The organism is Rhizobium sp. RHZ02 (genome assembly GCF_014851575.1).
GTDB classification, from domain to species: domain Bacteria; phylum Pseudomonadota; class Alphaproteobacteria; order Rhizobiales; family Rhizobiaceae; genus Rhizobium; species Rhizobium altiplani.
On sequence record NZ_JACUZX010000007.1, the window covers coordinates 1 to 25244 of the forward strand.

General features: G+C 60.8%; 21 protein-coding genes and 2 pseudogenes. 13 read left to right on the top strand and 10 right to left on the bottom strand.

Going from position 1 to position 25244, the window contains the following annotated elements:
- Positions 1-191: 191 nt before the first annotated feature.
- On the bottom strand, positions 192-1808 hold the full coding sequence (locus IB244_RS13320) for an ABC transporter substrate-binding protein (RefSeq protein ID WP_192304464.1): 1617 nt from the start codon (positions 1806-1808) through the stop codon (positions 192-194).
- A gap of 296 nt (positions 1809-2104) precedes the next feature.
- Here IB244_RS13320 and IB244_RS13325 point away from each other — a divergent pair, with 296 nt between their 5' ends.
- A complete protein-coding gene (locus IB244_RS13325) occupies positions 2105-3115 on the top strand; it encodes a LysR substrate-binding domain-containing protein (protein ID WP_192304466.1) in 1011 nt (336 codons plus the stop codon).
- 24 nt (positions 3116-3139) lie between these two features.
- Here IB244_RS13325 and IB244_RS13330 read toward each other — a convergent pair whose 3' ends face one another.
- The 6 genes and pseudogenes from IB244_RS13330 to IB244_RS13355 all read right to left on the bottom strand — a co-directional run bounded on the left by IB244_RS13330 (position 3140) and on the right by IB244_RS13355 (position 9466).
- On the bottom strand, positions 3140-3988 hold the full coding sequence (locus IB244_RS13330) for an NADPH-dependent oxidoreductase (RefSeq protein ID WP_192304468.1): 849 nt from the start codon (positions 3986-3988) through the stop codon (positions 3140-3142).
- Between the two features lie 21 nt (positions 3989-4009).
- Entirely contained in the window at positions 4010-5335 is a 1326-nt protein-coding gene (locus IB244_RS13335) for an LLM class flavin-dependent oxidoreductase (RefSeq protein ID WP_192304470.1), read from the bottom strand.
- Positions 5332-6552: an acyl-CoA dehydrogenase family protein gene (locus tag IB244_RS13340; RefSeq protein WP_192304472.1), complete on the bottom strand. Its 1221-nt coding sequence runs from the start codon at positions 6550-6552 to the stop codon at positions 5332-5334. The genes IB244_RS13335 and IB244_RS13340 overlap by 4 nt, the downstream gene beginning before the upstream one ends.
- Positions 6553-6565: 13 nt before the next feature.
- Entirely contained in the window at positions 6566-6907 is a 342-nt protein-coding gene (locus IB244_RS13345; RefSeq protein ID WP_192304474.1) for a DUF3088 domain-containing protein, read from the bottom strand.
- A gap of 11 nt (positions 6908-6918) precedes the next feature.
- Positions 6919-8276 (bottom strand): annotated as a pseudogene (locus IB244_RS13350) (LLM class flavin-dependent oxidoreductase).
- Between the two features lie 11 nt (positions 8277-8287).
- On the bottom strand, positions 8288-9466 hold the full coding sequence (locus IB244_RS13355) for an acyl-CoA dehydrogenase family protein (RefSeq protein ID WP_192304476.1): 1179 nt from the start codon (positions 9464-9466) through the stop codon (positions 8288-8290).
- Between the two features lie 351 nt (positions 9467-9817).
- Between IB244_RS13355 and IB244_RS13360 the strand changes: the two genes are divergently transcribed.
- The 4 genes from IB244_RS13360 to IB244_RS13375 all read left to right on the top strand — a co-directional run bounded on the left by IB244_RS13360 (position 9818) and on the right by IB244_RS13375 (position 15170).
- On the top strand, positions 9818-11416 hold the full coding sequence (locus IB244_RS13360) for an ABC transporter substrate-binding protein (protein WP_192304478.1): 1599 nt from the start codon (positions 9818-9820) through the stop codon (positions 11414-11416).
- 18 nt (positions 11417-11434) lie between these two features.
- Positions 11435-12520 carry a rhodanese-like domain-containing protein gene (locus IB244_RS13365; RefSeq protein WP_192304480.1) on the top strand — a complete coding sequence of 362 codons (1086 nt, stop codon included), beginning with the start codon at positions 11435-11437 and terminating at the stop codon, positions 12518-12520.
- Between the two features lie 92 nt (positions 12521-12612).
- Positions 12613-13866 carry an acyl-CoA dehydrogenase family protein gene (locus IB244_RS13370; protein WP_192304482.1) on the top strand — a complete coding sequence of 418 codons (1254 nt, stop codon included), beginning with the start codon at positions 12613-12615 and terminating at the stop codon, positions 13864-13866.
- Positions 13863-15170, top strand: coding sequence for an NtaA/DmoA family FMN-dependent monooxygenase (locus IB244_RS13375; protein ID WP_026372094.1), 1308 nt, complete (start codon positions 13863-13865; stop codon positions 15168-15170). The genes IB244_RS13370 and IB244_RS13375 overlap by 4 nt, the downstream gene beginning before the upstream one ends.
- Before the next feature lie 115 nt (positions 15171-15285).
- On the opposite strand, the gene speB is transcribed toward IB244_RS13375, so the two are convergent.
- The 3 genes from speB to IB244_RS13390 all read right to left on the bottom strand — a co-directional run bounded on the left by speB (position 15286) and on the right by IB244_RS13390 (position 17460).
- Positions 15286-16335, bottom strand: coding sequence for an agmatinase (gene speB / locus IB244_RS13380; protein ID WP_018859530.1), 1050 nt, complete (start codon positions 16333-16335; stop codon positions 15286-15288).
- Between the two features lie 90 nt (positions 16336-16425).
- Entirely contained in the window at positions 16426-16818 is a 393-nt protein-coding gene (locus tag IB244_RS13385) for a YybH family protein (protein WP_018859531.1), read from the bottom strand.
- 15 nt (positions 16819-16833) lie between these two features.
- A complete protein-coding gene (locus tag IB244_RS13390; RefSeq protein ID WP_026372095.1) occupies positions 16834-17460 on the bottom strand; it encodes a TetR/AcrR family transcriptional regulator in 627 nt (208 codons plus the stop codon).
- Between the two features lie 113 nt (positions 17461-17573).
- Here IB244_RS13390 and IB244_RS13395 point away from each other — a divergent pair, with 113 nt between their 5' ends.
- From IB244_RS13395 to IB244_RS13430, 8 genes and pseudogenes are all read left to right on the top strand, one after another.
- On the top strand, positions 17574-18671 hold the full coding sequence (locus IB244_RS13395) for a spermidine/putrescine ABC transporter substrate-binding protein (RefSeq protein WP_192304484.1): 1098 nt from the start codon (positions 17574-17576) through the stop codon (positions 18669-18671).
- A 74-nt stretch (positions 18672-18745) separates the two neighbouring features.
- Entirely contained in the window at positions 18746-19609 is an 864-nt protein-coding gene (locus IB244_RS13400; RefSeq protein WP_192304486.1) for an ABC transporter permease, read from the top strand.
- Positions 19609-20400 (top strand): ABC transporter permease, encoded by a 792-nt coding sequence (locus IB244_RS13405; protein WP_192304488.1) that lies wholly within the window; start codon positions 19609-19611, stop codon positions 20398-20400. The genes IB244_RS13400 and IB244_RS13405 overlap by 1 nt, the downstream gene beginning before the upstream one ends.
- Positions 20397-21491, top strand: coding sequence for an ABC transporter ATP-binding protein (locus IB244_RS33085; protein ID WP_192304490.1), 1095 nt, complete (start codon positions 20397-20399; stop codon positions 21489-21491). Before IB244_RS13405 ends, IB244_RS33085 begins: the two co-directional genes overlap by 4 nt.
- 9 nt (positions 21492-21500) lie before the next feature.
- Entirely contained in the window at positions 21501-22235 is a 735-nt protein-coding gene (locus IB244_RS13415) for an MBL fold metallo-hydrolase (protein ID WP_192304492.1), read from the top strand.
- A gap of 13 nt (positions 22236-22248) precedes the next feature.
- Positions 22249-23682: an aldehyde dehydrogenase family protein gene (locus tag IB244_RS13420; protein WP_192304494.1), complete on the top strand. Its 1434-nt coding sequence runs from the start codon at positions 22249-22251 to the stop codon at positions 23680-23682.
- A gap of 372 nt (positions 23683-24054) precedes the next feature.
- Positions 24055-24630: a L,D-transpeptidase gene (locus tag IB244_RS13425; RefSeq protein ID WP_192304496.1), complete on the top strand. Its 576-nt coding sequence runs from the start codon at positions 24055-24057 to the stop codon at positions 24628-24630.
- Positions 24631-24860: 230 nt separating this feature from the next.
- Positions 24861-25150, top strand: a pseudogene (locus tag IB244_RS13430) (DDE-type integrase/transposase/recombinase); the annotation flags it as partial.
- Positions 25151-25244 lie beyond the last annotated feature (94 nt).

Below are 25244 nucleotides of genomic sequence, written 5' to 3' on the forward strand. Positions count from 1 at the left end.
GCGCTCACCAAGCCACCCAGACCAGCCATGGCATGAGGGCCAGAGGCCGCCAACTTCGCCCCGCCTCAGAACCCAACTAAAACAACCAACGTCCAAAAAACAAACCCGCCGAAAATATCGACGGGTTTGTCAGCAGTCTGGGGGCGCATCGACGATGCGCCCCTTTCCTGTGCAGGTCCTGCCGCCGCACCTCAGCCTTCGCCGTCCTTGATGTAGACATCAGCGAAGTTGGACTGCACACCCTCGGCCCCGATCGTGTGGTTCTTGACCCGCTTGTTGAAGACGGTGACGTTCTCCAGTGAAATCAGGTTCACCACCGGCACTTCGTCGGCAACGATCTTCTGGAAGGCGAAGAATTGCTGCTTGCGTTTCGCATCGTCGATCTCGACGGATGCGGCTTCGAGCAGCTTGTCCACCTCGGGGTTGTTGTAGTGACTGGCGTTCGAGAACGGCAGGCCGAGCTTGAAATTCTTTGACCAGTAGATGCGCTGCACGCCAAGCGTTGGATCGAACTGGTTGCCGAGATATTCGGCCGTCACATCGAAGGCACGGTCGGTGTAGACCTTCTTGATGTAGGTGGAGAAGTCGTAGGAATCGATCGTGGCGTTGATGCCGATGCGCGTCAGGTTCTGCTTCAGATATTCGGCGACCCGCTTGAAGCCTTCGTTGTAGGAATTGTGGGTCAGTCGCAGGTTGAAGCGGACGCCGTCCGCTCCGCGCTTGTAGCCGGCCTCGTCTAGCAGCTGTTCAGCGGCTTTCAGGTCGAAGGCGTAGGGCTTGATCGAGGTGTCGAGATAGCGCGGCAGGAAGGTGCTGATCGGGGCCGGCGAAACATGGCCGTAGCCATACCAGACGGTGTTCAGGATGACGTCGAGGTCGATGGCGTGGGCGATCGCGCGGCGAACGCTGACATTCTTCAGATACTCGTTGTCGAGATTGAAGATCAGCTGCGTCTGGTCGCCCTTGGTCTCGTAGCCGCGTGAATCGACGGCAATGTTCGGCAGTGCCTTCACACGTTCGAGATCGCTCAACGGAATGGGATTGTCGCCGCCGATATCGAATTCGCCGGTCTCAAAACCGGCTGCGCGGGCTGCCCCATCGGGCACGAAGCGCACAATGACCTGGTCGAGATAGGGTTTGCCGGCGTCCCAGTAATCAGGATTACGCTCGAGGATGATATGCGATCCGCGTACCCACTCCTTGAAGACGAATGGTCCCGTACCGATCGGGGCACTGCCATTCGGATTGGTTGGGACGTCAGCGATCTTGACGCCGTCATAGACGTGCTTGGGCACGATCGGCGACTCGGCCCCGTAGAGAGCACTCAGCAGATAGGGCGCCGGTTTGGAAAGCCGGATCACGGCGGTCAGCGGATCGGGCGTTTCGACCTTCGTGACATTGGCGAAGGTGCCGCGGCCACGCGGGTGGACCTGCTTCAGAAGCTCGATGGAATAAGCAACGTCGTCCGATGAGAAGGGCTTGCCGTCATGCCACTTCACGTTCGGGCGGAGCTTGAAGGTGTAGTTCAGTCCATCGTCGCTGATTGACCATTCCGTGGCGAGCTGTGGCTTCGGTGTCAGATCGAAGTCGTAGGTCAAAAGACCTTCGGTGATCTTCGGGCTGACTTTCTGGGTACCGCCTGCGGTGTGGGCCAGCGCCAGGATCGTCGGCGGCTCCGGCTCGACAATGAAGTTCAAGGTGCCGCCCCTTGTCGGTGCCGTAGTCTCGGCGAAGGCGTTAATCGGTAGGAACGCTGTAAGGCCTGTCGCGGCAAGAAGCTTGTTGAGCTGGCGTCTGCTGATGTCCATGAATACCCCCTGAATTGCGATGGACGCCTCTATCAAAGCGTCGTCGCCGGCATCATCGGGCAGCGTGGAGCAGAATTGGAAGAATGTTTTTCTCCGTGTCCGGGAAAGGAAAACTTCGCGCCCGGGTTTCGGTAGTGGGCGTGGGTTGTTGTAATCTATTAAAAATATAGACATTCACGAAAATGAGTTTTTGCATCTCCGATCAATGCTCGCAGCGCAAGAAAATGTTCCGCCGGCAGGGTTGGAAGGAAACCCGGTTCTCGTCTTCATGTGGCGGTTTGTGGTGCAATCACGCAATGAGCACCTTTGCCGACTCCCGCAGAAAAGCAATCCAGCCCACGCTTGCGCGACTGCCGCCGCTGACATCGCTGCGGGCCTTCGTCGCGACGGCGCGACATCTCAATTTCGTTCGTGCTGCCGAAGAGTTGCATGTGACGTCGGCTGCGGTCGGTCAACAGATCCGCCTGCTGGAAGACTATCTCGGCCAGCCGCTCTTCAACCGGGTGCGTGGCCAGTTGCATCTGACGCCGGCCGGGCTGGCATTGGTGCCTGGACTGACCGGGGCATTCGATGCGGTTCTGACCGCCATGGCTCAGTTCGTGCAGAGCGATCATGAACAGCCGATCCGCGTTTCGGTCGCCCCGTCCTTTGCCAGCAAGTGGCTCATCCCGCGCCTTGACGCGCTACGGCGGGCCGCCCCGCGCCTTCAGGTCCTGGTCGATGCGTCGACCCAGTTGACGAACCTTGATGCCGGCGACGCCGATTGCGTGATCCGCTACGGCAGCGGTCCCTATCCGGGGCTCATCGTTGACCATCTCTTTTCCGAAGCCGTGCTGCCGGTCTGCAGCCCGGAGTTTGCGGATACGTATGGGCTGTGGGGCAAGCCGGAGGCGATCGAAGACGTGCCGCTGCTGCATGAGGAGGGCGCCGAGCATGACCAATCCTGCCCGGATTGGGGTGGATGGTTGCGCGCCGCCGGGCTTTCCTACCTGCCGTCGCAGGGTGGTTTTCGTCTCAACCAGTCCTCCCTCGTCCTTGATGCAGCGCTGGCGGGGCAGGGGCTGGGGCTCGGCAAGATCCGGCTGGCGGAAGCAGAGATCCGCTCCGGGCGGCTGGTCTGCCCCTTTGGCGTGCCGCAGCCCGTCAGTTCGTCCTATTTCTTCGCCACCACGGCGCATGCGGCGCGATTGATGCGCGTCGATCTGTTTCGCGAGTGGCTGCTCGCGGAAGCGCGCGCCCTGCAGACGATGGACGAGATCATCGCGCGCCGCGTCCGGCCGGCCGCCGACATGATGGCGGCCGAATAAGTTGTTCTTCCGGGCCCTGCCGCTCTATTTAAGCCGAAAACCCAGCCTGCGCGCGGCCGCGGCTAGCACGTGCCGGCCCTTCAGCGCCTCGACCGTGCCAATACGATTGCGGACCTGATCGGTCCAGTCGATCGCCGGCATCGCCTGCTCCGCCTGAAAGCTTCTCAATGCCTTGTTGTAGCCGGCAAGATCCCGCGCCCGGGCGTCATCCGCATATTGCTCACGATGCAGGACCGTCGATTGCGGCAGGCGTGGCTTTACGCCGGCGGGCTGCGCCGGATCGGGAAAGCCGACCGTCAGGCCGAAGACCGGGAAGACGCCGTCCGGCAAGGCGAGTTCCCGGGCCACCGTTTCCGGATCGTTGCGGATCGCACCGATGTAGCACGTCCCAAGCCCGAGCGATTCAAAGGCAACGACCGCATTCTGCGCCGCAAGTGCCGCATCGATCACGCCAAGCAGAAAGCTCTCGATATAGTCGAGGCCGTCGCCCGCCGAGCCGCCGTCCGCTGCGATCGCCCGAGGCCGGGAAAGGTCCGCGAGCCAGACGAGCAGGAGGGGTGCCTGGGCGATCTGGCGCTGATTGCCGGCAACGGCGTTCAGGCGGTTACGGCGCTCGGGGTCCTCGACGGCGACGACACTCCATGCCTGCAGGTTGGAGGAGCTGGCAGCCGACTGCGCGGCGGCAACGGCAAGTTCGACAGCGGTGTGTGGAACCGGATCCGGCAAATAGCTGCGCACGCTGCGGTGGGAGAGCAGCGTATCGATCGTTTCGTTCCAGTCGCTGCCGAGGTGCTGCGCCTGGCGATAGCGTTTGGCTGATAGCGTCGCCAGCCGGTCGGTGCCGGTTGGTTTTGCCGCAAGGGATGGTGTCATGGGAGCGTCCTTTCCGGGCCGCTATTCCGCCGCGGTGGCGTAGGGGTTGTGGGGTCGCGTGAGGCCAAGGTGACCGCGCAATGTGCGCCCGGTGTATTCGTGCCTGAACAAGCCGCGGCGACGCAGGATCGGAACCACTTCATCGACGAAGACCTCAAGCCCATGCGGCAGCACATCGGGCATGAGGTTGAAGCCATCAGCCGCACCGGCGGTGAACCATGTCTCGATATCGTCAGCGATCGCGGCAGGCGTTCCGACAATCGTGCGATGCCCGGTGCCGCCGTTGAGCGCGCGTATCAGGCCTCGAACGGTCAATCCCTGCCGCCGCGCCAGCGCCAACGTGGCCTGGAAGAACGTGTGCCCGCCGTCAGCCGGCAGCGGTACGTCCTCAGGCAATGGCTTGTCGAGTTCGAGCCTCTTCTGATCGACCTGCAGGACGCCGGCCAGCCGGGCAAGGCTGTACTCCAGCGGAATGAGGTCGCGCAGCTCTTCCTGTCTGCGCCTCGCTTCCGCTTGGGTGCTGCCGATGATGGTGGCGAGGCCCGCAAGCACAAGGATGCTGTTTTCCGAGCGACCGTAACGAGCGGCGCGACGACGCAAATCCCTGGCGTAATCCAGAGACTCTTCGAAGGATTGTGAGGCGGAGAACACGGCTTCGGCATGTTCGGCGGCGAGCTCGCGCCCGTCGTCTGATCCGCCCGCCTGCACGAGAACCGGGTGCCCCTGTGGCGGGCGCGGAATATTGTGCGGCCCATGCACGGAGAAGTGCTTGCCGTTGTGAGCGATCGGATGCACGCGGCCGGGATCGACGAAACGTCCCGTCGCGACATCGCCGACGAAGGCCTCTTCCTCCCAGCTGTCCCATAGCGCCTTGACCACGGAGGCAAATTCGCCGGCCCGCTCATAGCGGCTCGCATGGGCCACGGGCTTTTCGAGGCCGAAATTCCGGCTTTGCGCCAGATCCGCGCTGGTGACGATGTTCCAGCCCGCGCGCCCGCCGCTGGCGTGGTCGAGCGTCGCGAAGCGCCGGGCGATATTGTAGGGCTCGTTGTAAGTGGTGGAGGCCGTGCCGATCAGCCCGATCCGTTCCGTGCTGGCCGCAACAATCGCAAGCACGATCGTCGGTTCCAGCGAAGTCAGTGGGCGGAAGTCGATGCGGTCCGATATGGCCGCCTGGTCGGCCAGGAAGACGGCATCGAAGGTGCCTCGTTCCGCGATGCCAGCGACCTTGATGTAGTGGTTGATGTCGAAGGAGGCGCGCGGGTCGCTGCCTTCCATGCGCCAGGCCGCCGGGGAGAACCCCGAGTGCAGGATATTGATGTTGAGATGAAGCTGCCGTCGGCTCATTGGAATATCCCCGGCTCGGGATAGTCGCCAGTCAGGAACCAGGAGCCGACATTGCGGGTCTTGTACTCTGCCGGATTGTGGAGCGTATGGATGCGGACGTTGCGCCAGAAACGATCGAAGCCGTAGGGGCGCACGGCCGAACGAGCACCCATCACCTCGAATATTTCGCTGGTGACGTCGAGCGCGACCTTGCCGGCCAGGACATTGGCGGAGGCCACGGCGATTGCGGTTGTGCCGCGCTCCTCTGCCGTGAGCGCCGGGCCCTTGGCATAGGCCGTATCGATGGCAACCGCGGCTCTGTCAGCCAGTGCGGTAGCGGCCTGCACCTTGGCCCAGAGTTCACCGTACTGTCGCTTGATCCATGGATCGTCCGAATGGCGTTCGACACCGGAGTAGATCCACGGCCGAGACTTCGTGATCGTATAATCCCGCGCTGCGATCAGGGCGCCTTGCGCGCTGCCGATGAAGACGTTGAGGAGAACGCTCTGCTGTTGCTGCGGAATGAGAAGGGCAGCCGGATCCCTGGGGCGTTCCGGCAGGATCTCTTCATCCTTCACCGCCACATCCTTGTAGAGGACGCGACCGCTGCCGGTCTGCCGTTGGCCAATCCCATCCCAATCGTCGGCGATCGTTATGCCGTCGCGATTGGCGGGAATATAGGCGAAGCTGCGGGCGTTCGTTTCCCCGTCTTCCCATGCGACCATCAAATAGTCGGCGACATGCGAGCCGGAGGCGAATGGCCGAAAGCCGTTCAAGAGGACGCCACCTTCTATCCTCTTGCCGAAGAGGCTTTTGGAGAAGCTGTTCGTGGTGTTGTCCCAGAACCACCGACCCTCGGCCGATTGCCGCAGGATCGCGGCCGATCGTTCGTCGCTGACCCCCGTCAGGGCATTCTGGATCGGGCTGAAGTGATAGCCGAACAGGTGGCCAAGCGAGCCGTCGACCTTTGCGAATTCGCGCACGATGCGCAGAGCCGTCGAATAGGGTTGTCCCTCGCCACCGAATTCCGTGGGAATGAGGAGATTGACGAGGCCGCTCTCCTTGAGAAGCCGGACCTGCTCCGTCGGCCTCCCGCCCTGTTGATCCCGCTCGACGGCATCGACAGCGAAGATGTTCCTGAGTTCGACCGCCTTGGCGAGATAGGGATCGGTCTGGTCCGGCTCGAAGAGGAGGGGAGGTAGCAGGGCTGGTTCGAAGCCTGAGGGCTTTACGGTCATCGTCTTATCTCCGTCAGTCGTGAAGTCGCGGAAAGCCATGCCGCTCTGAAAGCAGTTCAAGAATGCGGCTGGTCTTGGAGACGAAGCGCTTGCCTTTCCAGTCCGCAGCATCGGGTGGCGGGTTGGATGCGAGGACCAGCACCGGCAAGGACTGGTTCTCCTCGCCAACCGCCTCGATGACCTGCGTGCGCGGGCGAGGGAAGTGAACTCTCCGCACCTCGATGCCGGCGGCAAGTTCGGGGAAGCTCGAAAGCAAGCCCTCGATCGCGTTGCAATGGGGGCAGACGAAGGTCTGGCCGGGGTGCTTCGGATCCGAGAAGCCGGGAGCGATGAGAAAAAGCGTATCGCGGCTCATGTCTGTTCTCCTTACTCGGCCGCGACTGCGCCGCGATTGACGGCATGGCTGTTTTCGGGACGCTTGAGGCCGAGGTTTTCGCGCAACGTCGTGCCCTCATATTCATGGCGGAAAAGACCGCGGCGGCGCAGTTCCGGCACCACAAGCTCGATGAAATCCGCAAGGCCACCCGGCATGATCGGCGCCATGATGTTGAAACCGTCGGCGCCATAGTTTTCGAAGCGCTCTTCCAGCGTATCGGCAATGTCAGTTGGCGTTCCCACCACTTGCCAATGACCGCGCGCGCCGGCGATGCGGAGGTAGAGCTGCCGGATCGTCAGCTTCTCACGCCGGGCGAGGTCCAGAACCAGCGCCTGACGGCTCTTGCCGGCATTCGTCGCAGGCGGATTTTCGGGCACCGGTCCATCGAGCGGATAATCCCTGAGGTCGACGCCGGATAGCTGGGAAATCAGGTTCAACCCGACCTCCGGCTGAATGAGTTCCTGAAGGGATTCGAACTTTTCCTGGGCCTCCGATTGTGTGCGGCCGACGACCGGGAAAATGCCGGGCAGGATCTTCAGGTCGTCATGCGAGCGACCGTATTGGCAAGCCGTCCCTTGACGTCGGCGTAGAAGCCCGTCGCTTCCTCCAGCGTGATCTGGGCGGCAAAGATGGCTTCCGCCGTGCGGGCGGCAAGCTCCTTGCCGGGTTCGGAGGCGCCCGCTTGGACGACAACCGGTCGCCCCTGTGGCGAGCGCGGAATGTTGAGCGGGCCGCGGACTTTGAAATGCTTTCCAGTGTGATCGAGGCGATGCAGCTTGGCCGGGTCGAAATAGCGGCCGCTTTCGCGATCCCGCAAGAAAGCATCGTCTTCCCAGCTGTCCCAGAGGCCGAGCACCACATCAGCAAATTCCTCGGCTCGTTCATAGCGGTCGGAATGGAGGATCTGAGCCTCGTGGCCGAAATTGAAGGCGGCGTCAGGGTCGGAGGAAGTCACGAGGTTCCAGCCGGCCCGGCCGCCGCTCAGCCGGTCGAGCGAGCCGAATTGCCGCGCGAGATTGTAGGGATCGGAGTAGCTGGTGGAGGCGGTGGCGATCAGCCCGATATTGCGGGTAACGGAGGACAGCGCGGAGAGCAGGGTGATCGGCTCAAAGGGATAGACACCGCTGTGAGCCTTGCGGCTCGCAGCCTCGACATCCTTGATGCGCGCGGCGACACCGTCTGCGAAGAAAATCGTGTCGAACTTCGCCGCTTCGGCGAGCTTAGCCAGTTCCACATAGTTCTCGAATTCGGTGCCCACGGAGGCTTTCGGATGACGCCATGCGGCCACGTGATGCCCGGTGAAGAGCAGAAATGCGCCGAGTTTGATCTTGTCCTTGCGTCTCGCCATTGCGGTCCCTTTCAGCGATAGATGGCCGGCACGGGAAATTCACCAGTCAGCAGCCATGTGCCGACGGTGCGCTTCTTGTACTCGGCGGGATTGTGGAGCGTGTGCGTTCTGACGTTGCGCCAGAAGCGGTCGAAGCCGTTGGCAACGGTCGCGGAGCGGGCGCCCATCACCTCGAAGATCTCGCTGGAGACGGCAAGTCCGACTTCACCGGCATAGACGTTGGCCGTCGCGACATCGATCGCGGCTGCGCCACGGCCCGCGGCGGTCAGCGAAGGCCCTTCGGCGTAGGCAGCGTCGAGGCTGCGCGCCGCCTTGTCGGCCAGCTCCGTTGCCGCCAGCGTTCGAATGTAGAGGTCGCCATATTGGCGCTTGACCCAGGGGTCGTCGGTGTGCCGCTCGACGCCGGAATAGACCCATGGCCGCGAACTCGTTGCCGTATAGCCGCGGCCTTCCTCCAGTATACCCTGCGCGCTGCCGACGAAGACATTGAGGAGCACGCTCTGCTGGAGGAGCGATGTGAGGGAGGAGTAGGGCGTCAGCGGCACGTCGGGCGAGCTGATCAGTTCGTCGTCGTGAACCTCAAGATTCACGAAGCGGACCGTACCGCTGCCGGTCTGCCTCTGGCCGATGCCGTCCCAGTCATTCACGATGACAATGCCTTCCCGGTCGGCGGGAACGGCGGCGGTCAGCCGGGCGCCGTCGGCATTTTCCCAGGAGATCTGGATGTAATCGGCGATATGCGTGCCCGAGGAGAATGGACGACTGCCGTTGATGATCCAGCCCGTTGCCGTCCGTTCGCCGCTCGACGTCTTCGACAAGGCGTTCCCGGAATTGCTCCAGATCCAGCCGCCGGCCGCCGAGCCGGTCAGCCATTTCTCTTTCTGCGCCGGCGAGCCGCGAAACAGGATGAGGTTGAGCGGCAGATGATGGTAGCCGAACAGGTGCGCGAGCGAACCGTCGGTCTTGGCAAACTCCCGGACGATACGCAGGATCGTCAGCCATGAGGCGCCCTGGCCGCCATATTCCCTGGCGATCTGCGCGGAGGGCAGGCCGCTAGCCTTCAGAAGCCTGATCTGCTCGACGGGGCTGCCGCCCTGTTTGTCTCTCTCGACGGCATCACGGTGGAACGCCTGGCGCAGCTCGGCCGCTTTTGCCAGCAGCGTGTCGTCAGCATTTGTTTCGAACGGCATTTTGCCTCCGGGAATGACGGTGAAAGGGGCGTTCACCCCTCTATTTCCCGTCAACGGTTGGCTGGCCGGCGGTTCAAGTCCAGAAATATCTGTTTGATTTCACGGAAAGAAATTCTTTCGCCGGCGCGCTCAATTCCTGCGTTTCGTCGGGGTGCTCATCGACGAAAACATCATCCCGTCAAATCGCGGAAATTGAGTAGCTGTTCCTCTGTGGTGCGCCGACTTCGAACAATCGTTCAGACGCAATTATTCTTTCCCGGACGAGAAGAAACTTTCACTTCGGCTTTCGAGGCACAGAACTGAAGCTTCCCCTCAGCGGACCACAATCCAAACCCGAGAGGAGCTCTTCGCGTGTCCATCAACCGTCGCAGTTTCAACCAGCTGATGTTGCTTGCAAGCGCCAGCACCCTGCTCCCGTCGATCTCCTTTGGACAAGGCGCTGCACCGGCGACGGGCGGCACCTTGAACTGGCTCTACCGGGTGGATCCGGGCAATGCTCTCTTTGCCATCAACACGTCGTCGGGCACCGGCCAGGCGATCGGCCCGAAGATCGTTGAGGGCCTGCTCACCTTCGACCTCGATGTCAGGCCGCAGCCGCTCCTGGCAACGGAATGGGCGGTCTCCGATGACAATCTTCGCTACACATTCAAGCTTCGCAAGGGCGTGAAGTGGCACGACGGCAAGGACTTCACCTCCGATGACGTCGCCTTCTCGATCTTCCGACTGAAGGAAGCGCATCCGCGCGGTCGCATCACCTATCAGAACGTGGTGGCGGTCGAGACGCCGGATCCGCTCACCGCGATTATCGTGTTGTCGAAGCCTGCCCCGTTCTTGCTTGCTGCGCAGTCGAGCTCGGAATCCCCGATCGTGCCGAAGCATATCTTCGAGAAACTGGCGCCGGGTGACGGGCAGACGCTGCAGACCGCGATCGGCACAGGCCCCTTCAAGCTGACGGAATGGGTGGCCGGCAGCCATCTGATCTTCGAACGCAATCCCGACTATTGGGATGCGGGCAAGCCCTATCTCGACCGCATCATCCTGCGCATCGTCACCGATCCGGCCGCCCGGTCCGCGGCCCTGGAGACAGGTGAAGCCGACATCGGCGACAATCCGGTGCCGCTTGCCGATCTCGACCGGCTGAAGCAGGTCCCCAATCTCATCGTCGACACGACCACCTACGCCTATTCCGGCCCGCAGCAGCAGCTGTTCTTCAACTACGACAATCCGCTGTTTGCCAAGAGCGAGGTCCGGCTTGCCATCGCACAGGCCATCAACCTGCAGGAAATCGTCGACGTCGCGCTCTATGGTTATGCGCAGGTGTCGCCCAGCCCGGTCAGCACGGCCTTGCCGCAGTGGTACGACAAGAGCGTCGTGGCCCATCCCTACGATACGGCCGCAGCCGAAAAGCTGCTGGATGAGGCGGGCTATCCCCGCAAGGCGGATGGCAAGCGCTTCGATCTCCGGCTGACCTACAACTCGTACCTGCCGCAAGGCTATGCCGATGTGCTGAAAAGCCAGCTGGAAAAGATCGGTGTCGGAATCGAGATCAAGAAATACGACCTGCCGACCTTCCTGAAGACAGTCTACACCGACCGCGCCTTCGACCTCGTCGTGGAGTCGCTTTCCAACACTTTCGATCCGTCGCTCGGCATCCAGCGCGCCTACTGGAGCAAGAACTTCAAGATCGGGCTGCCGTTCTCGAATGCCAGCCACTACGCGAATGCAGAGGCGGATGCGCTGCTCGAGGCGGCCGCGATCGAGCCCGACGAGAAGAAGCGCTGGGAGGTCTGGAGCAAGTTCCAGCACCTCATCCACGACGAAGTCGCCTCTGTCGACCTCGTCGCCGCCGGCGCCCAGATCGTCGCCAACAAGCGGGTCAAGAACTACGTCACCGGATCGCAGGGCCTCAACTGGAGCTTCGGCGATCTGTGGCTGGATCCGAACGCTTGATGTCGAGGAGCAGGAAACATGTCTAAATATCTGATAGACAAGGCCACATTGATCGATTGGCTGGGCGATGAGCTGGAATTGGCGGTGCTTGATATCCGCCCGGCCGAAGACGTCGGCTATGCGTCGCCGCTGTTTGCGACGAACCTGCCGGCCGAGCGCCTGGACGTCGAACTCGACCGCTTCGTGCCGCGCCGTAGTGTTCGCACGGTTCTGGCCGATGGCGGCGACGGCAATGCCGAAGCGGTGGTCAGCCGTTTGCGGCAAGCGGGCTGGACGGATATCCACTTCTTGGACGGGGGCATTCCCGCCTGGTTGGAAGGCGGCGAAGAGCTTCCGACATTCGATATTCCCGGCGTTCCCTTTGTCACCAGGGTGTGTGAGGAGAAGAAGACGCCGGTGACGTCCGCTGTGGAACTGAAAGCGCTGCGCGATCAGGGTCAGGACGTCATCATCCTCGATACGCGCACGCTCGCCGAATACGAGAAGGCTCATGTGCCGGGCGCCGTCGGCGTTCCCGGGGCCGAACTGTTGCTGCGCTTCCAGGACCTCGTCCCCTCGGCGAAAACAAAGGTCGTCGTTTCCTGCGCCGGCCTGCCACGCGCCATTCTCGGAGCCCAGACGCTGATCGATGCCGGCGTTGCGAACGCCGTCTCCTATCTCGACGACGGCACGCGTGGCTGGACGGATGCGGGTTTCGAACTGGAGACCGGGCGCACCGCCTCTTACGGTGAGCCAAGCGAAGAGGCGCGCCAATTTGCGCTTGAGCGCGGTGATAGCCTGTCTGCAAAGGACGGCCTGACGTTCATCGATCGACAGACTGCCGAGCGATGGAACGCCGATCCGGCGCGCACGACCTACCTGCTCGATGTTCGCACGCCGGAGGAATTCGCGCGCGCGAGCCTTCCCGGATCGATCTCGTCCGAGGGCGGACAGCTTCTCGGCGTGGCCTATAGGACAATCGCCGTTCGCGGCGCCCGCGTCGTGTTGATCGACGATCTGCTGGGATCGCGTGCCCGCATCGTCGCCCACTGGCTGGCCCGCCGCGGCTTCGAAATCGCGATCCTGCTTCACGATTTCGAGGCGGAGAAGCGGGCAGCCGCTTGAGGCGAGGCTCGCCTTGGCCGGAACGGGAACCGAGCCTCGGATACCGCCGTCGTCAGCCGGCGGTAGTGCGGCTTTGAATAGGAAACAACGTCATGACTGATATCAATGGGGCCTGGGGCGCGCCGCCCAGCGAACGCTTCGAGCGGCTCGCAGAAACCTTCAGGTCGGTGTTCGCCCGGATTGGCGAGCGTGCGGTCGACCGTGACCTCGCGCACGAATTGCCATTCGATGCCTATGAGTGGCTCAAAACCTCCGGCTTTTCGCGATTGCGGCTACCAGTCGCGAACGGTGGCCTAGGCGCGACCTTGCCGGAACTCTTCGGCCTCATCATCGAGCTCGCTGCAGCCGATCCGAACCTCACCAATGCCTATCGGAGCCACTTCGGCTTTACCGAGGATCTGCTGAATGCACCCGAAAGCGCCTGGCGCGATGCTTGGCTGAAGAGGCTTGGGCAGGGCGAGACGATCGGAAGCGGGTTCTCCGAAGTCGGCGACACGCCGCTCGGCAGCTATTCGACGCGACTGGTCCGCAATGGCGCCAACTGGCGGCTCGACGGCGAGAAATTCTACACCACCGGCTCGCTTTACGCGGACTGGATCACGCTCGGTGCGATCGACGGGGACGGGCAGCCGATCGGCGCTCTGGTGCCGACATCGGCGCCGGGCGTCGAAATCATCGACGACTGGGATGGCTTCGGCCAGTCGCTGACAGCGAGCGGCACTGCCCGTTTCCGCGACGTCGAGGTCGCCGACGATCTGATCAAGCCAAGCGCGGTGCGATTCAGTTATTCCGGCGGGTTCTTCCAACTGGTCCATCTCGCCTCGCTCGCCGGCATCGGTCGCGCTGCGGCAAACGATCTGGCGCGGCATGTCGCGGCGAGAAAAAGGGTCTATAGCCGTGGCAATGCGTCCCGATCGGCACAGGACCCCCAGGTCCAGCAGGTCGTGGGTAAGGTGAGGGGCGCCGCTTACAGTGCAGGTGCGATCGTACTGCAGGCGGCAAGGGCCCTGCAGCGGGCCTATGAGGCCAACCAGGGCGGTGATCAGGAGCAGATCGCGCTGGCCGGTCGCAATGCCGAACTCGAGGTCAGCCAGTCCGTGACCGTCGTCACCTCGCTGATCCTTGACGCCAGCACGGTGCTGTTTGACGCGTTGGGAGCATCCGCCGTCAAGCGCGGCCACGGTCTCGACCGCCACTGGCGCAACGCCCGCACGATCGCGTCCCACAATCCACGTATCTACCACGATCGCATTGTCGGTGATTTCGCCGTCAACGGTACGATCCCGGGTCCGCAGGCGGGCGTGGGCGTTGCAAGAGAAGAAGAGGCAGAACGGACTGACGCATGAGCATTGAAAAACGTCGCATGAACCTAAACGTGGGGCTGAATTCCACCGGCTATCTCGCGAATGCGTGGAAATATCGTAGCGGTGGTCGGCATGATATCAACGATCCCGCCTATTACCGGCGCTTGGCGGAAATCGCCCGCAAGGGGCTGTTCGACGCCGTGTTCTTTTCCGACCATCCCGCGTTGATGACGGAACCGCTCGGGCGTCCCTTCCACACGATCGATCCGTTGATCCTGTGTACGGCGCTAGCCGCTCAAGTACCTGATATCGGCTTTGTCGTCACGGTCTCCTCTACCTACAATTCGCCCTATAACTTCGCGCGGCGCGTCCAGTCGCTCGATATCGTTTCGGGCGGGCGCCTGATCGTCAATATCGTCTCGTCGTTCAATCCCAACGTCGCCGCCAATTTCGGCAGCGCGGCGCTTCCGCCACGCAACGAGCGCTATGCGCGTGCGACCGAATTTCTCGATGTGGCGAAGAAGCTGTGGTCGAGCTGGGACCCACGCCGCGAGAGTGAGGTTGCCTCCGATCGCTTCTGGGATAGCGCCAGCGCAATCGCGATCAATCACGAGGACGAATTCTTTCAGGTGCGCGGGCCGCTCAATGTGCCGCGCGGACCGCAGGGACATCCCGTGATTGCCCAGGCCGGCGCATCGGACGGCGGCATCGAACTTGCGGCGCGCCACGGCGAGATCATCTACTGCAACATCCTTTCCAAACCCGCAGGGAAAGCCTTCGGCGACAAGGTGCGCGGCAGAGCTGCTGTGCTCGGCAGGGATCCATCCGGGATTCGTATCGTTCCGGGCCTTGTTGTCATCCTGGGGCCGAATCGGGAAGAGGCTCTTCGCAAGCATGAGCTTTACAGCGGCACCGGATCGGAAGATGGCCTGCTTGAACGCTTTGTGCGCGAGCATGGCTTGGACCGTGACCGTTTCGATCCGGATGCCGTGTTGGACTACGAACGCTTCGTCCCCGACCCGAACAGGCAGCAAGCGGTGGGAATGGGGCTTGGTCTATCCGACCTGCTGCGCCACGAGAAATTGACTGCGCGGCAGGCCATACGTCGTTCAGAGGGGCATCATCGGCTTTTGCTCGGCACTCCGGAGGAGGTAGCAAACGAAATGATAGACTTTTGGGAAGACGGCACGGTCGATGGCTACACTCTGCAACCGCCTCGGGCGCCGGACGACATCATTGAGTTCGTGGACAAGATCATCCCGATCCTTCAGGATCGAAACGTGTATCCCCGCCAATACGAGGGGCAGACGATACGCGACCGCTACGGTCTGCCCAATCCGCAGTGAAACGAAAGAGATGGCCGCAAGGCAAAACGACATAACAGTGGCTTGCGGGTGACGGCGTCATGGACGCCGTCACCCGTGAGTAAGGAAGTCTAGCAGCGGCCCGAGGCGACGGCGTTCACCGTACGCTCGCGACAGCCGGGCTGAAAACCAATAGGCTCAGGATCTCGAACAATACCTGCGCACCAGCCTGTGCGGTGTTGGTGGTATTGTCATACTGCGGAGCCACCTCCACGACATCGCCACCGACGAAATTGAGACCTTTGAGGCCGCGCAGCAGTTCCAGCGCCTCACGGCTCGTCAGGCCACCAATCTCTGGCGTCCCGGTGCCCGGCGCGAACGCAGGATCGAGACTGTCGATATCGAAGGACAGATAGGTCGGGCCATCTCCGACGATCTTTCGGGCCTTCTGGATGATGGCGGGGATACCCATGCCACCGACCTCTTCGGCGTGGATGACCGTCATTCCGGACTCGTAGGAAAACTCCCAGAGATATTCGGAAGGTCCCCTAATGCCGATCTGGATCGTGCGGGTCGGATCGAGGACGCCGTCCAGAACGGCGTTGCGCATCGGGCCGCCGTGATGGAATTTCGTCTGGTCGAACGGGCCCCCCGTGTCGCAGTGGGCATCGATATGGATGAGGCCGACGGGCTCTCTGGCGCCGACTGCCTTGAGGATCGGGTGTGTGATTGAATGGTCGCCGCCGACGGAGAGCGGAATGACGCCGGCTTCGACGATCTTGCGGATCGCTGCCTCAATATTCTCGTGGCATTGCTCCAACCGATAGCGGCTCCCGAACGGGATATCACCGATATCGGCAGCGCGTAGATCATAGGCCGGTGCGCAATCGAGCACGTGATTGTAGGGACCGATGCGTTCGATGCCGCGCACAGCCCTCGGTCCAAATCGCGAACCCGGCCGATTGCTGACGCCGAGATCCATCGGAATGCCGACTGCCGCGACCTGCAGGTCGCCGAAGTCAGGGGCCGCGAAATTGACCTCCCTGTAGGGCAAGCCTGCGAAGGTCGAAATGCCCGAATAAGGTGCAGCGCGTGTGCCGCCCCTAAAGATCTTCTCGGCCACACGGCGGAAGCGCGGATCGAAGAACTCGGCGCTATCGGCGAACTTCTTGCGTAGATCCTCAAGGTGCTTCTTCAACTCAACCATCGTTCTTGTCTTTCCTATGAAATTTCCAGGCAATACGACCAAGGGCGCAGACCTGGGCAAAAAGCGTTGTGGGCGGTTCCGATCGTCGCCTCAGGGCTGCGGCGAAAGGTGCTCGTGGATCGCCAGCCATTCTCCGCTCGCCTGCTTCTCGAAGACGATCGTCTCGCGCTCGGTGCTTGTCGACGGCTCACCGTTGAAAGCAAGATCCGTCTCGACGGAATGAGTGAATATGGCGACGGAGCCGGCAATCTGAACATCCTGGTCACTGGAACGGCAGGCCCGCACACGAAATCCGTCGCGCGTTTCCCACAATGCCCATTCGGCCTCATATTCCGCACGCGTATGAAGGCGGCGGTCGAGATTGTGAAATATGAAGGTGGCGGCGGGCGCAAAAGCCGCGAAGTAGCTATCACGATCATGCCTGCCAAAGGCTTCGACGAGGCGATCCGCTGCGGCAAGCACAGCTTGTTGCTGGTGTTCCATCCCTGATGTTCCCTGCTATTGAATTTTGGGGCTGCTGATTAAGACGGCAAGCGGCCGGTTCTGCCGTGCTACGCGTTCCTTGAGCCTATCCAGCGTCATCGCTTCGTCTTTGACGAACTCAAGGAACATCATGTTGAGGTTATTGAAGACCATCTGGCCCACCGCAATCGCATCGATCCCAGGCATGACAGCGCCGCGAAGCTGCAATTTCTGGACCAGCGTCGAAACCTGATCGCACAGGCGCCCGTCGAGTTCGGTATATCGACGGCTGAATGGGCTCTCGGGTTGCTGGATGGAGATCGCCATGGCCGTACGCCACATCTCCTTGCTGAGATAGACCAGCGAATGGTCAAAATACTGGTCGATCAGTACTTGCAGGGCTTCGAGCGTAGTGGTCGGCGGATTTTCAACGATGTCCTTGCCGGAAGCCAACACTTCCTCGACTTCCATCGAAACGGTGGCGACGAGAATGTCGCCCTTGTTTTCGTAGTAGTTGTAGAACGTGCCAACCGACACTTCCGCGCGCTCGGCAATGTCTTCGATGCGGGCGCTGTCATATCCGACCTCCCGGAAAAGGCTCGTCGCCGCCTCCAGTATGCGGCGATTGCGATCGGCTTTCTGCTTGGCGCGCAGTCCCGTCATATGCGACTCTCTCGAATAATGAATGTCCTCAAAAATCATATTGACTAAAAAAATGAACTCATTCAATCTTTTTCATGAAGGCGCCGAAATGAGCGTCACCGACAGAGGGCCACATGATGATTGATATTACTGAAGGCGCTTTTGCGCGCAGACTCCTCGCCTCCGCTGCCATCCTCGCATTGGGTGCCGCAACAATAACGATCACCCCGGCGCCGGTACTGGCGCAGGAGGAATTGAATGCGCTTGTCTGGTGCGATCACACCGATCCCGCACTGATCGAGCCCTTCGAGCAGGCGAACAACGTAAAGGTCAATTTGAAGGAATATGAGGGTACGGGTGCGGGTCTCTCCATCATCGACCAGTCGCGCCCGGGAGACTGGGATGTGCTCGTTATCGATGGCGTCGACGTGCAACGCGCGGTCGACAAGGGCATTCTTGCGGAGATACCGGCCGACGCGCTTCCTAATGCAGATATCTTCCCTGAAGTTCGCATGGAACCCAACAACACCCGCGACGGCAAGACCTATGCGGTCACCGAAAAGTTCGGCTACAACACGGTTTCCTATGACAAGACAAAAGTCGATCCGGCCGACATGAAGGATATGTCGAAGCTCTGGTCCGACAAGTACAAGGGCCGCATCGCGGTCTATGACTACTACCTGCCGATGATCGGACTGACCGGTATCGATTTGGGCAAGGCAACGGCGAGCCTGACGGATGCCGACCTGCCGGCAATCAAGGACAAGCTGTTTGCTCTCAAGGCCAACGCCAAGCAGGTGAGCGACGTCGTCTCGTCGCAAACGGCACTTGCGACGGGCGAGGTTGATATCGTCTTTGGCGGAGGCGAGTGGCTGACGGCCGGTCTGGTGAAAGACAAACCCAACCTCGATTGGGTCATCCCTGAGCAGGGCGCAGTGCGCTGGGCCCAGTCGATCGGCGTTATGAAGGACTCCACGAAAAAGGACCTCGCCCTCAAATTCGTGCAGTACATTGTAAGCCCGGAAGGGCAGGCGCGACTTGCGACGTCCTCTTGCTATTGGGCGATGCCCGCAAATGCCAAGGCCGGCGAGAAGCTGAGTGCCGAACAGAAAACCGCTTTGCGCTGGGACGAGCAGGCCGACTATCTCAAGCGCACGCAGCTTTACCCGATCCCAAGCGCGGAACTGGACGCAAAGATGCAGGACGCCTGGACCGAAATGCTGCAAAACTGACAGCTTCGACCCCTCTATACTGAATCACAAGACCCTCTCCCCGTGGATGGGAGAGGGAAGTCGGAGACTTGCCTGTGGCTGCTCATTCACTTGAAGATGTCGAACGTCGAAAGGCCTGGGGTTTCGTGGCACCGGCGCTCGTCTGGACGATCGTCTTCTTCGTTGCTCCTTTTCTGTTCATGGCGGCAATGAGCCTCTGGGCGCAACAGGGCGGCTCGATCGTCCGCGTTTGGAACCTTGGCAACTACATCGCCTTCTTCGAGAAGGATGCGCTGTTTCGCGGGCTGACGAATTCCCTCGAGATCACCGCGATCGTGACGGCCCTCTCCATCCTGCTCGCCTATCCCCTGGCCTGGATCATTGCAGAGCGGGTGCCGCAAAGGTTCCAGCGAACGGCGTTAATTCTTGCGGTCCTGCCGTTCTGGACCTCTTATGTTGTCCGTTCCTATTCGTGGCTGCTCGTGCTGTCGCGCAATGGCGTCATCAATCAGACACTCATGAACATCGGCGTGATCAGCGAGCCGCTGGAGCTTGCCAGCAACCGTACGGCGACCGTTATCGGCTTCGTCCACTTCTTCGTCATGCTTTTGACGCTGACGATCTACGCAAACCTTGTGCAGCTCTCGCCAAATTACCGCCGCGCTGCTGCCGACCTCGGCGCAAATGCATTTCAGACGTTCTGGCACGTCATTTTGCCCCTGACCATGCCGGGCATCATGACGGGAGCATTCCTCACCTTCGTGCTCTGCATCGGCGACTATGTCACGCCGCAGATCCTGGGCGGCAACAACGAACTTGTCTTGCCTCAGATCATCATGCTGCAACTTGGTCGCCGCGCGGACTTTCCGATGGCCGCAGCACTCTCGATCATTCTGATGCTAGCGGTCACCGCAGCCTATGTCGCTTGCGCGCGCTGGCTGAAGATTGAGAGAACGTGATGATACGCAACCGGATCACCAGTATCGCCTGCAGCGCCTACGCGGTTCTGATCTTCGGCTTCATCTTTTTGCCTGTTATCGTGCTGGTGCTATTTTCGTTCCAGGATGGGCGCCTGCCGGTACCGCCATTCAATGGCTTTTCCCTGCAATGGTATGAAGCAGTCTTTGCCGATCGCAAGCTGATGTCGGCACTGCTGCACTCCTTCTTCGTGGCGACGATATCGTCGTTCGTCGCGTGCCTTCTCGGCTTCCTGGCGGCCTACGCGCTCGCCCGCTTCAAGCTGCCGGGCTCGGCCTGGCAGCGCGGCTTGCTGATCGCGCCAATGACAGTCAGCTACCTCATCATTGCGCTCGGACTCCTGACCGTCCTCAACGCGTTCGGAATTGGCCTATCGCTATGGACGGTCGGCATCGGTCACGTGGTGATTAATCTGCCGCTGTGCTTTGCGATCATCTACTCGTCGATGGGGGACCATCACATCAACATTGAACGCGCCGCACGCGATCTCGGCGCCAGCGATATCAAGGTGATGGTGCTGGTGACGGCGCCAATGCTGCTGCCGTCGCTGCTCGCCTCCTTCTTCCTGTCGATGACGTTTAGCTGGGATGAATTCATCATCGCTTTTCTGCTGTCGCGCTTCGACGTTACTCTCCCGGTCGAAATCTGGAGCCTGCTTCGTTCGGGCCTCAATCCCAAGACCAATGCCATCGGATCGCTGGTGTTCCTCGTTTCTGTCACCTTGCTGATCATGCTGGAACTGTTCCTGTTCAAAAGGACGAAAAAATCATGACCGCTCCGGTTTTAATCGAAAACGCGACGAAGACTTTCGGCAGTTCCACCGCTCTCGACGATGTTTCTCTCGACATTGCTGCAGGCGAATTCATTGTTCTGCTGGGACCGTCCGGCTGTGGCAAGACCACGCTTCTGTCCATTCTCGGAGGCTTTCTGTCGCCGAGTAGCGGTCGAATTGCCATCGGTGGCAAGGAAATGACCCACGTTCCACCGGCAAGACGTCCAACGACGACGATGTTCCAGGACTACGCGCTGTTCCCGCACATGAAGCTAAAGGACAATGTCGGGTTTGGCCTCAGAATGCGCGGCATCGGCAGGGCCGAGCGCGAGGAGCGCGCAAAGAGCTTTCTCGACCTCGTTGGGCTCAAGGCTTCGGCGGACAAGAAACCACATGAGCTTTCGGGTGGGCAACGCCAGCGTGTTGCACTTGCCCGGGCCCTCGCCGTCGACCCTGACGTCCTGTTGCTCGACGAACCGCTCGGCGCGCTTGATCTCAAGCTTCGCCGGCAGATGCAGGATGAGCTGAAAGCAATCCAGAAACGTGTCGGCACGACGTTCGTCCACGTAACCCACGATCAGGAAGAGGCCATGGCAATTGCCGATCGGATCGTGGTGATGAACCAGGGTAAAATCGAAGACTTCGGACCACCGTCGGAAATCTACATGCGGCCACGCTCGTTGTTTGCGGCAGGCTTTATGGGCGAGGTCAACTTCGTTCGCGGCAAGATCAGAGATATCGACGGCACCGGGGCGGTCGTCGAAACAGCGCTGGGGAAGGTCACATTGCCGAAAGCCTGCTTCACGGCTGGCCCGCCGTCCGCCGGGCAGGGGACAATGCTCTGCATCCGGCCGGAACATTTCCGCCGTGCCGGCGAAGGCGATGGCGCCGTTACGGCGCTCGGGCAGGCCACGGTGTCCAACAGCGCCTTCTTCGGAACCCACTATCGATGCCATCTGGCGCCCAATGGCGCTCCTGATATCAGCATCGTCGCGCATATGCCGCAATCAACCGTCGTCGCCGAAGGTCAAGTGCTCACGCTTGCGGTCAACGTTGGTGATATCGTCGCCCTGCCGTTGAAACAGGCATAGGCCCAGACGATGGAACGGATCGCTGCGCACAAATGGTATGAGCTGAAGCGGCTGGCCGACGATGTCACGCAGATTTCCGAGCCCTTCATCCAGGAGTTCTTTCGCTGCAACGTCTGGCATGTGCGCGGACGGGATCGGGATATGCTGGTCGACAGCGGCATGGGCGTCGTTTCGCTGCGCGAATGGGTGCCGCTCGTCACCGAGCGGGATCTGATTGCCGTCGCGAGCCACACCCATTTCGACCATATCGGTTGCCATCACGAGTTTGAATGCCGGGCCGTCCATTCGGCGGAGGCCGATCTGCTCGCCGACCCTACCCGGCAAAACACGCTTGCTGATCCATACGTGACCGACGATATCTTCGACGCGCTGCCGCCCGAGCCCTATTGCTCGAAGTGCTATGGCGTGAAAAAGGCGCCGGCCACGCGCATTCTGGAGGATGGCGATGTGATCGATCTCGGCGACCGTAGGTTCGAGGTTATCCACACGCCGGGTCACTCACCAGGCGGAATCGCGTTGTGGGAAGCCGAAACAGAAACGCTGTTTTCGGGAGACATCCTCTACGACGGGCCGTTGATCGAGGACACCTACCACTCGAATGCCGATGATTACCTCGCATCGATGGAGCGGCTCCTGGGAATTCCGGCCAGAACGGTACACGGCGGCCATTTTCCAAGTTTCAGCGGCGAGAAGTATCGCCGCCTGGTCACGGACTGGCTGAACGCAAAACAGAACAAAGTATGACGGGAGTAACGACATGCTCGACAAGCGCAAATTCTATATCAATGGCGAATGGGTAGCGCCGCTTGCTGCCAACGATCTGGAGGTTATCAATCCGGCGACCGAGAAGCCGGTCGCGGTGATTTCCATGGGCACGCCCGCCGATATCGATCGTGCGGTTGCTGCCGCGAAGACTGCGTTTGCCACGTACAGTCGCACGAGTGTGGAGGAACGACTTGCGCTTCTCGAAAGGCTGCTTGAGATCTACAAGCGCCGCTACGAGGAGATGGCACAGACGATCACGCTCGAACTCGGCGCGCCGATCACCATGAGCCGCGAGCAGCAGGCTGATGTCGGCGTAGGTCACCTGCAGGGCTTCATCGATGCACTGAAGCAATTGAAGGTGCGCGACGTTTTGTCGAACGGCGACGTGCTCTTGCGGGAGCCGATCGGGGTCTGCGGCCTCATTACCCCCTGGAACTGGCCGATCAACCAGATCGCGCTGAAGGTGGTTCCGGCGTTGGCAACATGCTCGACCTGCGTGCTGAAGCCCTCCGAGTTCACTCCGCTCAACGCCATGCTCTATGCGGAGATGGTACATGAGGCGGGCTTCCCAGCCGGCACCTTCAACCTCGTCAATGGCGACGGTGTTAATGCTGGCGCCGCCCTTTCGAGGCACAGGGACGTCGACATGATGTCCTTCACCGGATCGACGCGTGCCGGCATCGCCGTCAGCAAGGACGCAGCGGATACCGTCAAGCGTGTCACCTTGGAACTCGGCGGCAAGTCTCCCAACCTCGTCTTTGAGGACGCCGATCTCGAAGACCGCATCACTGGCAGCGTCCTCGAATGTTTCAACAATTCCGGACAATCCTGCGACGCGCCAACTCGTCTACTGGTACAGAAATCGGTCTACGACAGGGCCGTCGAGATCGCTCAGCGCGTTGGCGGCAGTGCCACCGTGGGAAACCCCGCGGAGGAAGGTGGCCACATCGGGCCGCTTGTCAGCGACGTCCAGTATGGCCGCGTGCAGGCATTGATCGAGGCCGGCATCGCGGAGGGCGCGCGCCTCCTCGTCGGTGGTGCCGGCAAGCCGTCGGGCTTCGAAACCGGCTATTTCGTCAAGCCGACGATTTTTGCCGACGTCAACAACTCCATGCGGATTGCCCGGGAGGAAGTGTTTGGTCCGGTCTTGGCTATCATGCCGTTTGAGACCGAAGAGGAGGCGATCGCAAACGCCAACGATACCAGCTACGGGCTGGCGGCATACGTGCAGACCAGCGATCCAGCCCGCGCCGAGCGTGTGGCAGGACGACTGCGCGCCGGCATGGTTCATATCAACGGCGCGCCCCATCGCTATGGGAGTCCGTTCGGCGGCTACAAGCAGTCGGGCAACGGCCGCGAAGGCGGGGTATTCGGATTGGAAGATTTTCTAGAGGTGAAAACACTTCACCGTCCCGACGCTGCTTAATCTAATGGCTGGCTCAGTCGTGAACTCGGCCGTGACTGAGCTGGCTTGCCGATCACTGCGAAAGCTGTTCGCGGTTCCGTTACTGGGAGAGGGCCGACTATTGTATCACATTCTTCATCGGGTCAGGGCGTCGAAATATCCCGCATGCGCGTGGTGTTGAACCAGGTACAGAAGGCTTCCCTTCGCATGCTGACGCTTCATGAAGTCTATGCGGCACAGCCCACAAATTTGAGCCAGCTTCATGCGTTCGGACGCATTCTAACCATCGATCGGATCGGAACGACTTGGCAACTATAGGGAGAGCAATGACTTGGCATTAACATGCGTCGCTGCTAATAAAACACCAGGGCACACCACAATCAGCAGGTAACAATGGATAAAGACCATATTACGCGCCGGAGCCTACTCTTGAGCTGTCTGGCGATGATGGCGACCTCGTGCAGCACGTTGAATTCTTCAGTCCGGAATCCCTATGCCTCAAGAACTTCCCCTATTCAACGACGGGAGGTTGCGTATTCGGGCGGCGAGGCGCCGGGCAGTATCGTCGTCAACACCTACGAACGTTACCTCTACTACGTTGAGGACGAAGGCCGCGCGACACGCTATGGCGTGGCAGTCGGCGAGGAAGGTCTTACTCTGAAGGGCAATGCCGTTGTCGGGCGGAAGGCCGAGTGGCCATCGTGGACGCCGACCGCGAGCATGATCGAACGCAAGCCCCGGTTGGCTGAGTACGCTGGAGGCGTTCCAGGAGGGGAGAACAATCCGCTCGGTGCAGCTGCGCTTTATCTCTACCGCGGTGGACAGGATACCTACTTCCGGATCCACGGCACAAACGAACCCTGGCTGATCGGACAGGCGGTGTCGAATGGTTGCATTCGCATGACCAATGAAGACATTCTTCATCTTTACGGCAGGGCACCCGTAGGAACCCACGTCTTGGTCATATGACGCTCGTATCCCTCAGTGAGGGCATCGCCCTCACAAACTGTACCAGCGACGGTAGGGAGCGTGCCTTAACCATGTGGCACTCCCTATCGGGGCGAACCTTCCCGCCGTGGTCATCGAGATTTCCGAGGGCGCGGGCACTTGCGAGTGTTCAAACCATCGATCCGCCCATGCCGCTGGACTGTGCTGTCAGGTTAACTGGTGATGAAGCTTCTGGCTAGTATTCGGCCGTCATGATTGAGCCCTCCGCCAGTTACAAGCGTCATCGTGATCCGCCGTCCGTCATTAGCTACGCAGTCTGGCTGTGTTTTCGATTTCCGCTGAGCCTGCGTCTGCTGGAGCGTGGTATCATCGTTTTTCACGAGACGAACCGATGCTGGGCGACGAAGTTCGGCCCGACTACGCCCGCCGTTTGCGGCGCAAAGCGCCGAGCCCAAACGATGTGTGGCATCTGGACGAGGTGGTCGTGATGATCAACGGCCAAAAACACTGGCTGTGGCGCGCCGTCGACCAGGATGGTTACTCGACGAGATCATCCAGACCCGCCGCCCACCAGTGGGTGAGGCGATCCCGGTCAGTATATTTAACCCAAACAATGATGCTGGATCACAAGTTGT

What these genes read in the sequence shown, in the direction of transcription:
- IB244_RS13320 (WP_192304464.1), bottom strand. Translation starts at nt 1,808, where the DNA reads ATGGACATCAGCAGACGCCAGCTCAACAAGCTTCTTGCCGCGACAGGC.
- IB244_RS13325 (WP_192304466.1), top strand. Translation starts at nt 2,105, where the DNA reads ATGAGCACCTTTGCCGACTCCCGCAGAAAAGCAATCCAGCCCACGCTT.
- IB244_RS13330 (WP_192304468.1), bottom strand. Translation starts at nt 3,988, where the DNA reads ATGACACCATCCCTTGCGGCAAAACCAACCGGCACCGACCGGCTGGCG.
- IB244_RS13335 (WP_192304470.1), bottom strand. Translation starts at nt 5,335, where the DNA reads ATGAGCCGACGGCAGCTTCATCTCAACATCAATATCCTGCACTCGGGG.
- IB244_RS13340 (WP_192304472.1), bottom strand. Translation starts at nt 6,552, where the DNA reads ATGACCGTAAAGCCCTCAGGCTTCGAACCAGCCCTGCTACCTCCCCTC.
- IB244_RS13345 (WP_192304474.1), bottom strand. Translation starts at nt 6,907, where the DNA reads ATGAGCCGCGATACGCTTTTTCTCATCGCTCCCGGCTTCTCGGATCCG.
- IB244_RS13355 (WP_192304476.1), bottom strand. Translation starts at nt 9,466, where the DNA reads ATGCCGTTCGAAACAAATGCTGACGACACGCTGCTGGCAAAAGCGGCC.
- IB244_RS13365 (WP_192304480.1), top strand. Translation starts at nt 11,435, where the DNA reads ATGTCTAAATATCTGATAGACAAGGCCACATTGATCGATTGGCTGGGC.
- IB244_RS13370 (WP_192304482.1), top strand. Translation starts at nt 12,613, where the DNA reads ATGACTGATATCAATGGGGCCTGGGGCGCGCCGCCCAGCGAACGCTTC.
- IB244_RS13375 (WP_026372094.1), top strand. Translation starts at nt 13,863, where the DNA reads ATGAGCATTGAAAAACGTCGCATGAACCTAAACGTGGGGCTGAATTCC.
- speB (WP_018859530.1), bottom strand. Translation starts at nt 16,335, where the DNA reads ATGGTTGAGTTGAAGAAGCACCTTGAGGATCTACGCAAGAAGTTCGCC.
- IB244_RS13385 (WP_018859531.1), bottom strand. Translation starts at nt 16,818, where the DNA reads ATGGAACACCAGCAACAAGCTGTGCTTGCCGCAGCGGATCGCCTCGTC.
- IB244_RS13390 (WP_026372095.1), bottom strand. Translation starts at nt 17,460, where the DNA reads ATGACGGGACTGCGCGCCAAGCAGAAAGCCGATCGCAATCGCCGCATA.
- IB244_RS13395 (WP_192304484.1), top strand. Translation starts at nt 17,574, where the DNA reads ATGATGATTGATATTACTGAAGGCGCTTTTGCGCGCAGACTCCTCGCC.
- IB244_RS13405 (WP_192304488.1), top strand. Translation starts at nt 19,609, where the DNA reads ATGATACGCAACCGGATCACCAGTATCGCCTGCAGCGCCTACGCGGTT.
- IB244_RS33085 (WP_192304490.1), top strand. Translation starts at nt 20,397, where the DNA reads ATGACCGCTCCGGTTTTAATCGAAAACGCGACGAAGACTTTCGGCAGT.
- IB244_RS13415 (WP_192304492.1), top strand. Translation starts at nt 21,501, where the DNA reads ATGGAACGGATCGCTGCGCACAAATGGTATGAGCTGAAGCGGCTGGCC.
- IB244_RS13420 (WP_192304494.1), top strand. Translation starts at nt 22,249, where the DNA reads ATGCTCGACAAGCGCAAATTCTATATCAATGGCGAATGGGTAGCGCCG.
- IB244_RS13425 (WP_192304496.1), top strand. Translation starts at nt 24,055, where the DNA reads ATGGATAAAGACCATATTACGCGCCGGAGCCTACTCTTGAGCTGTCTG.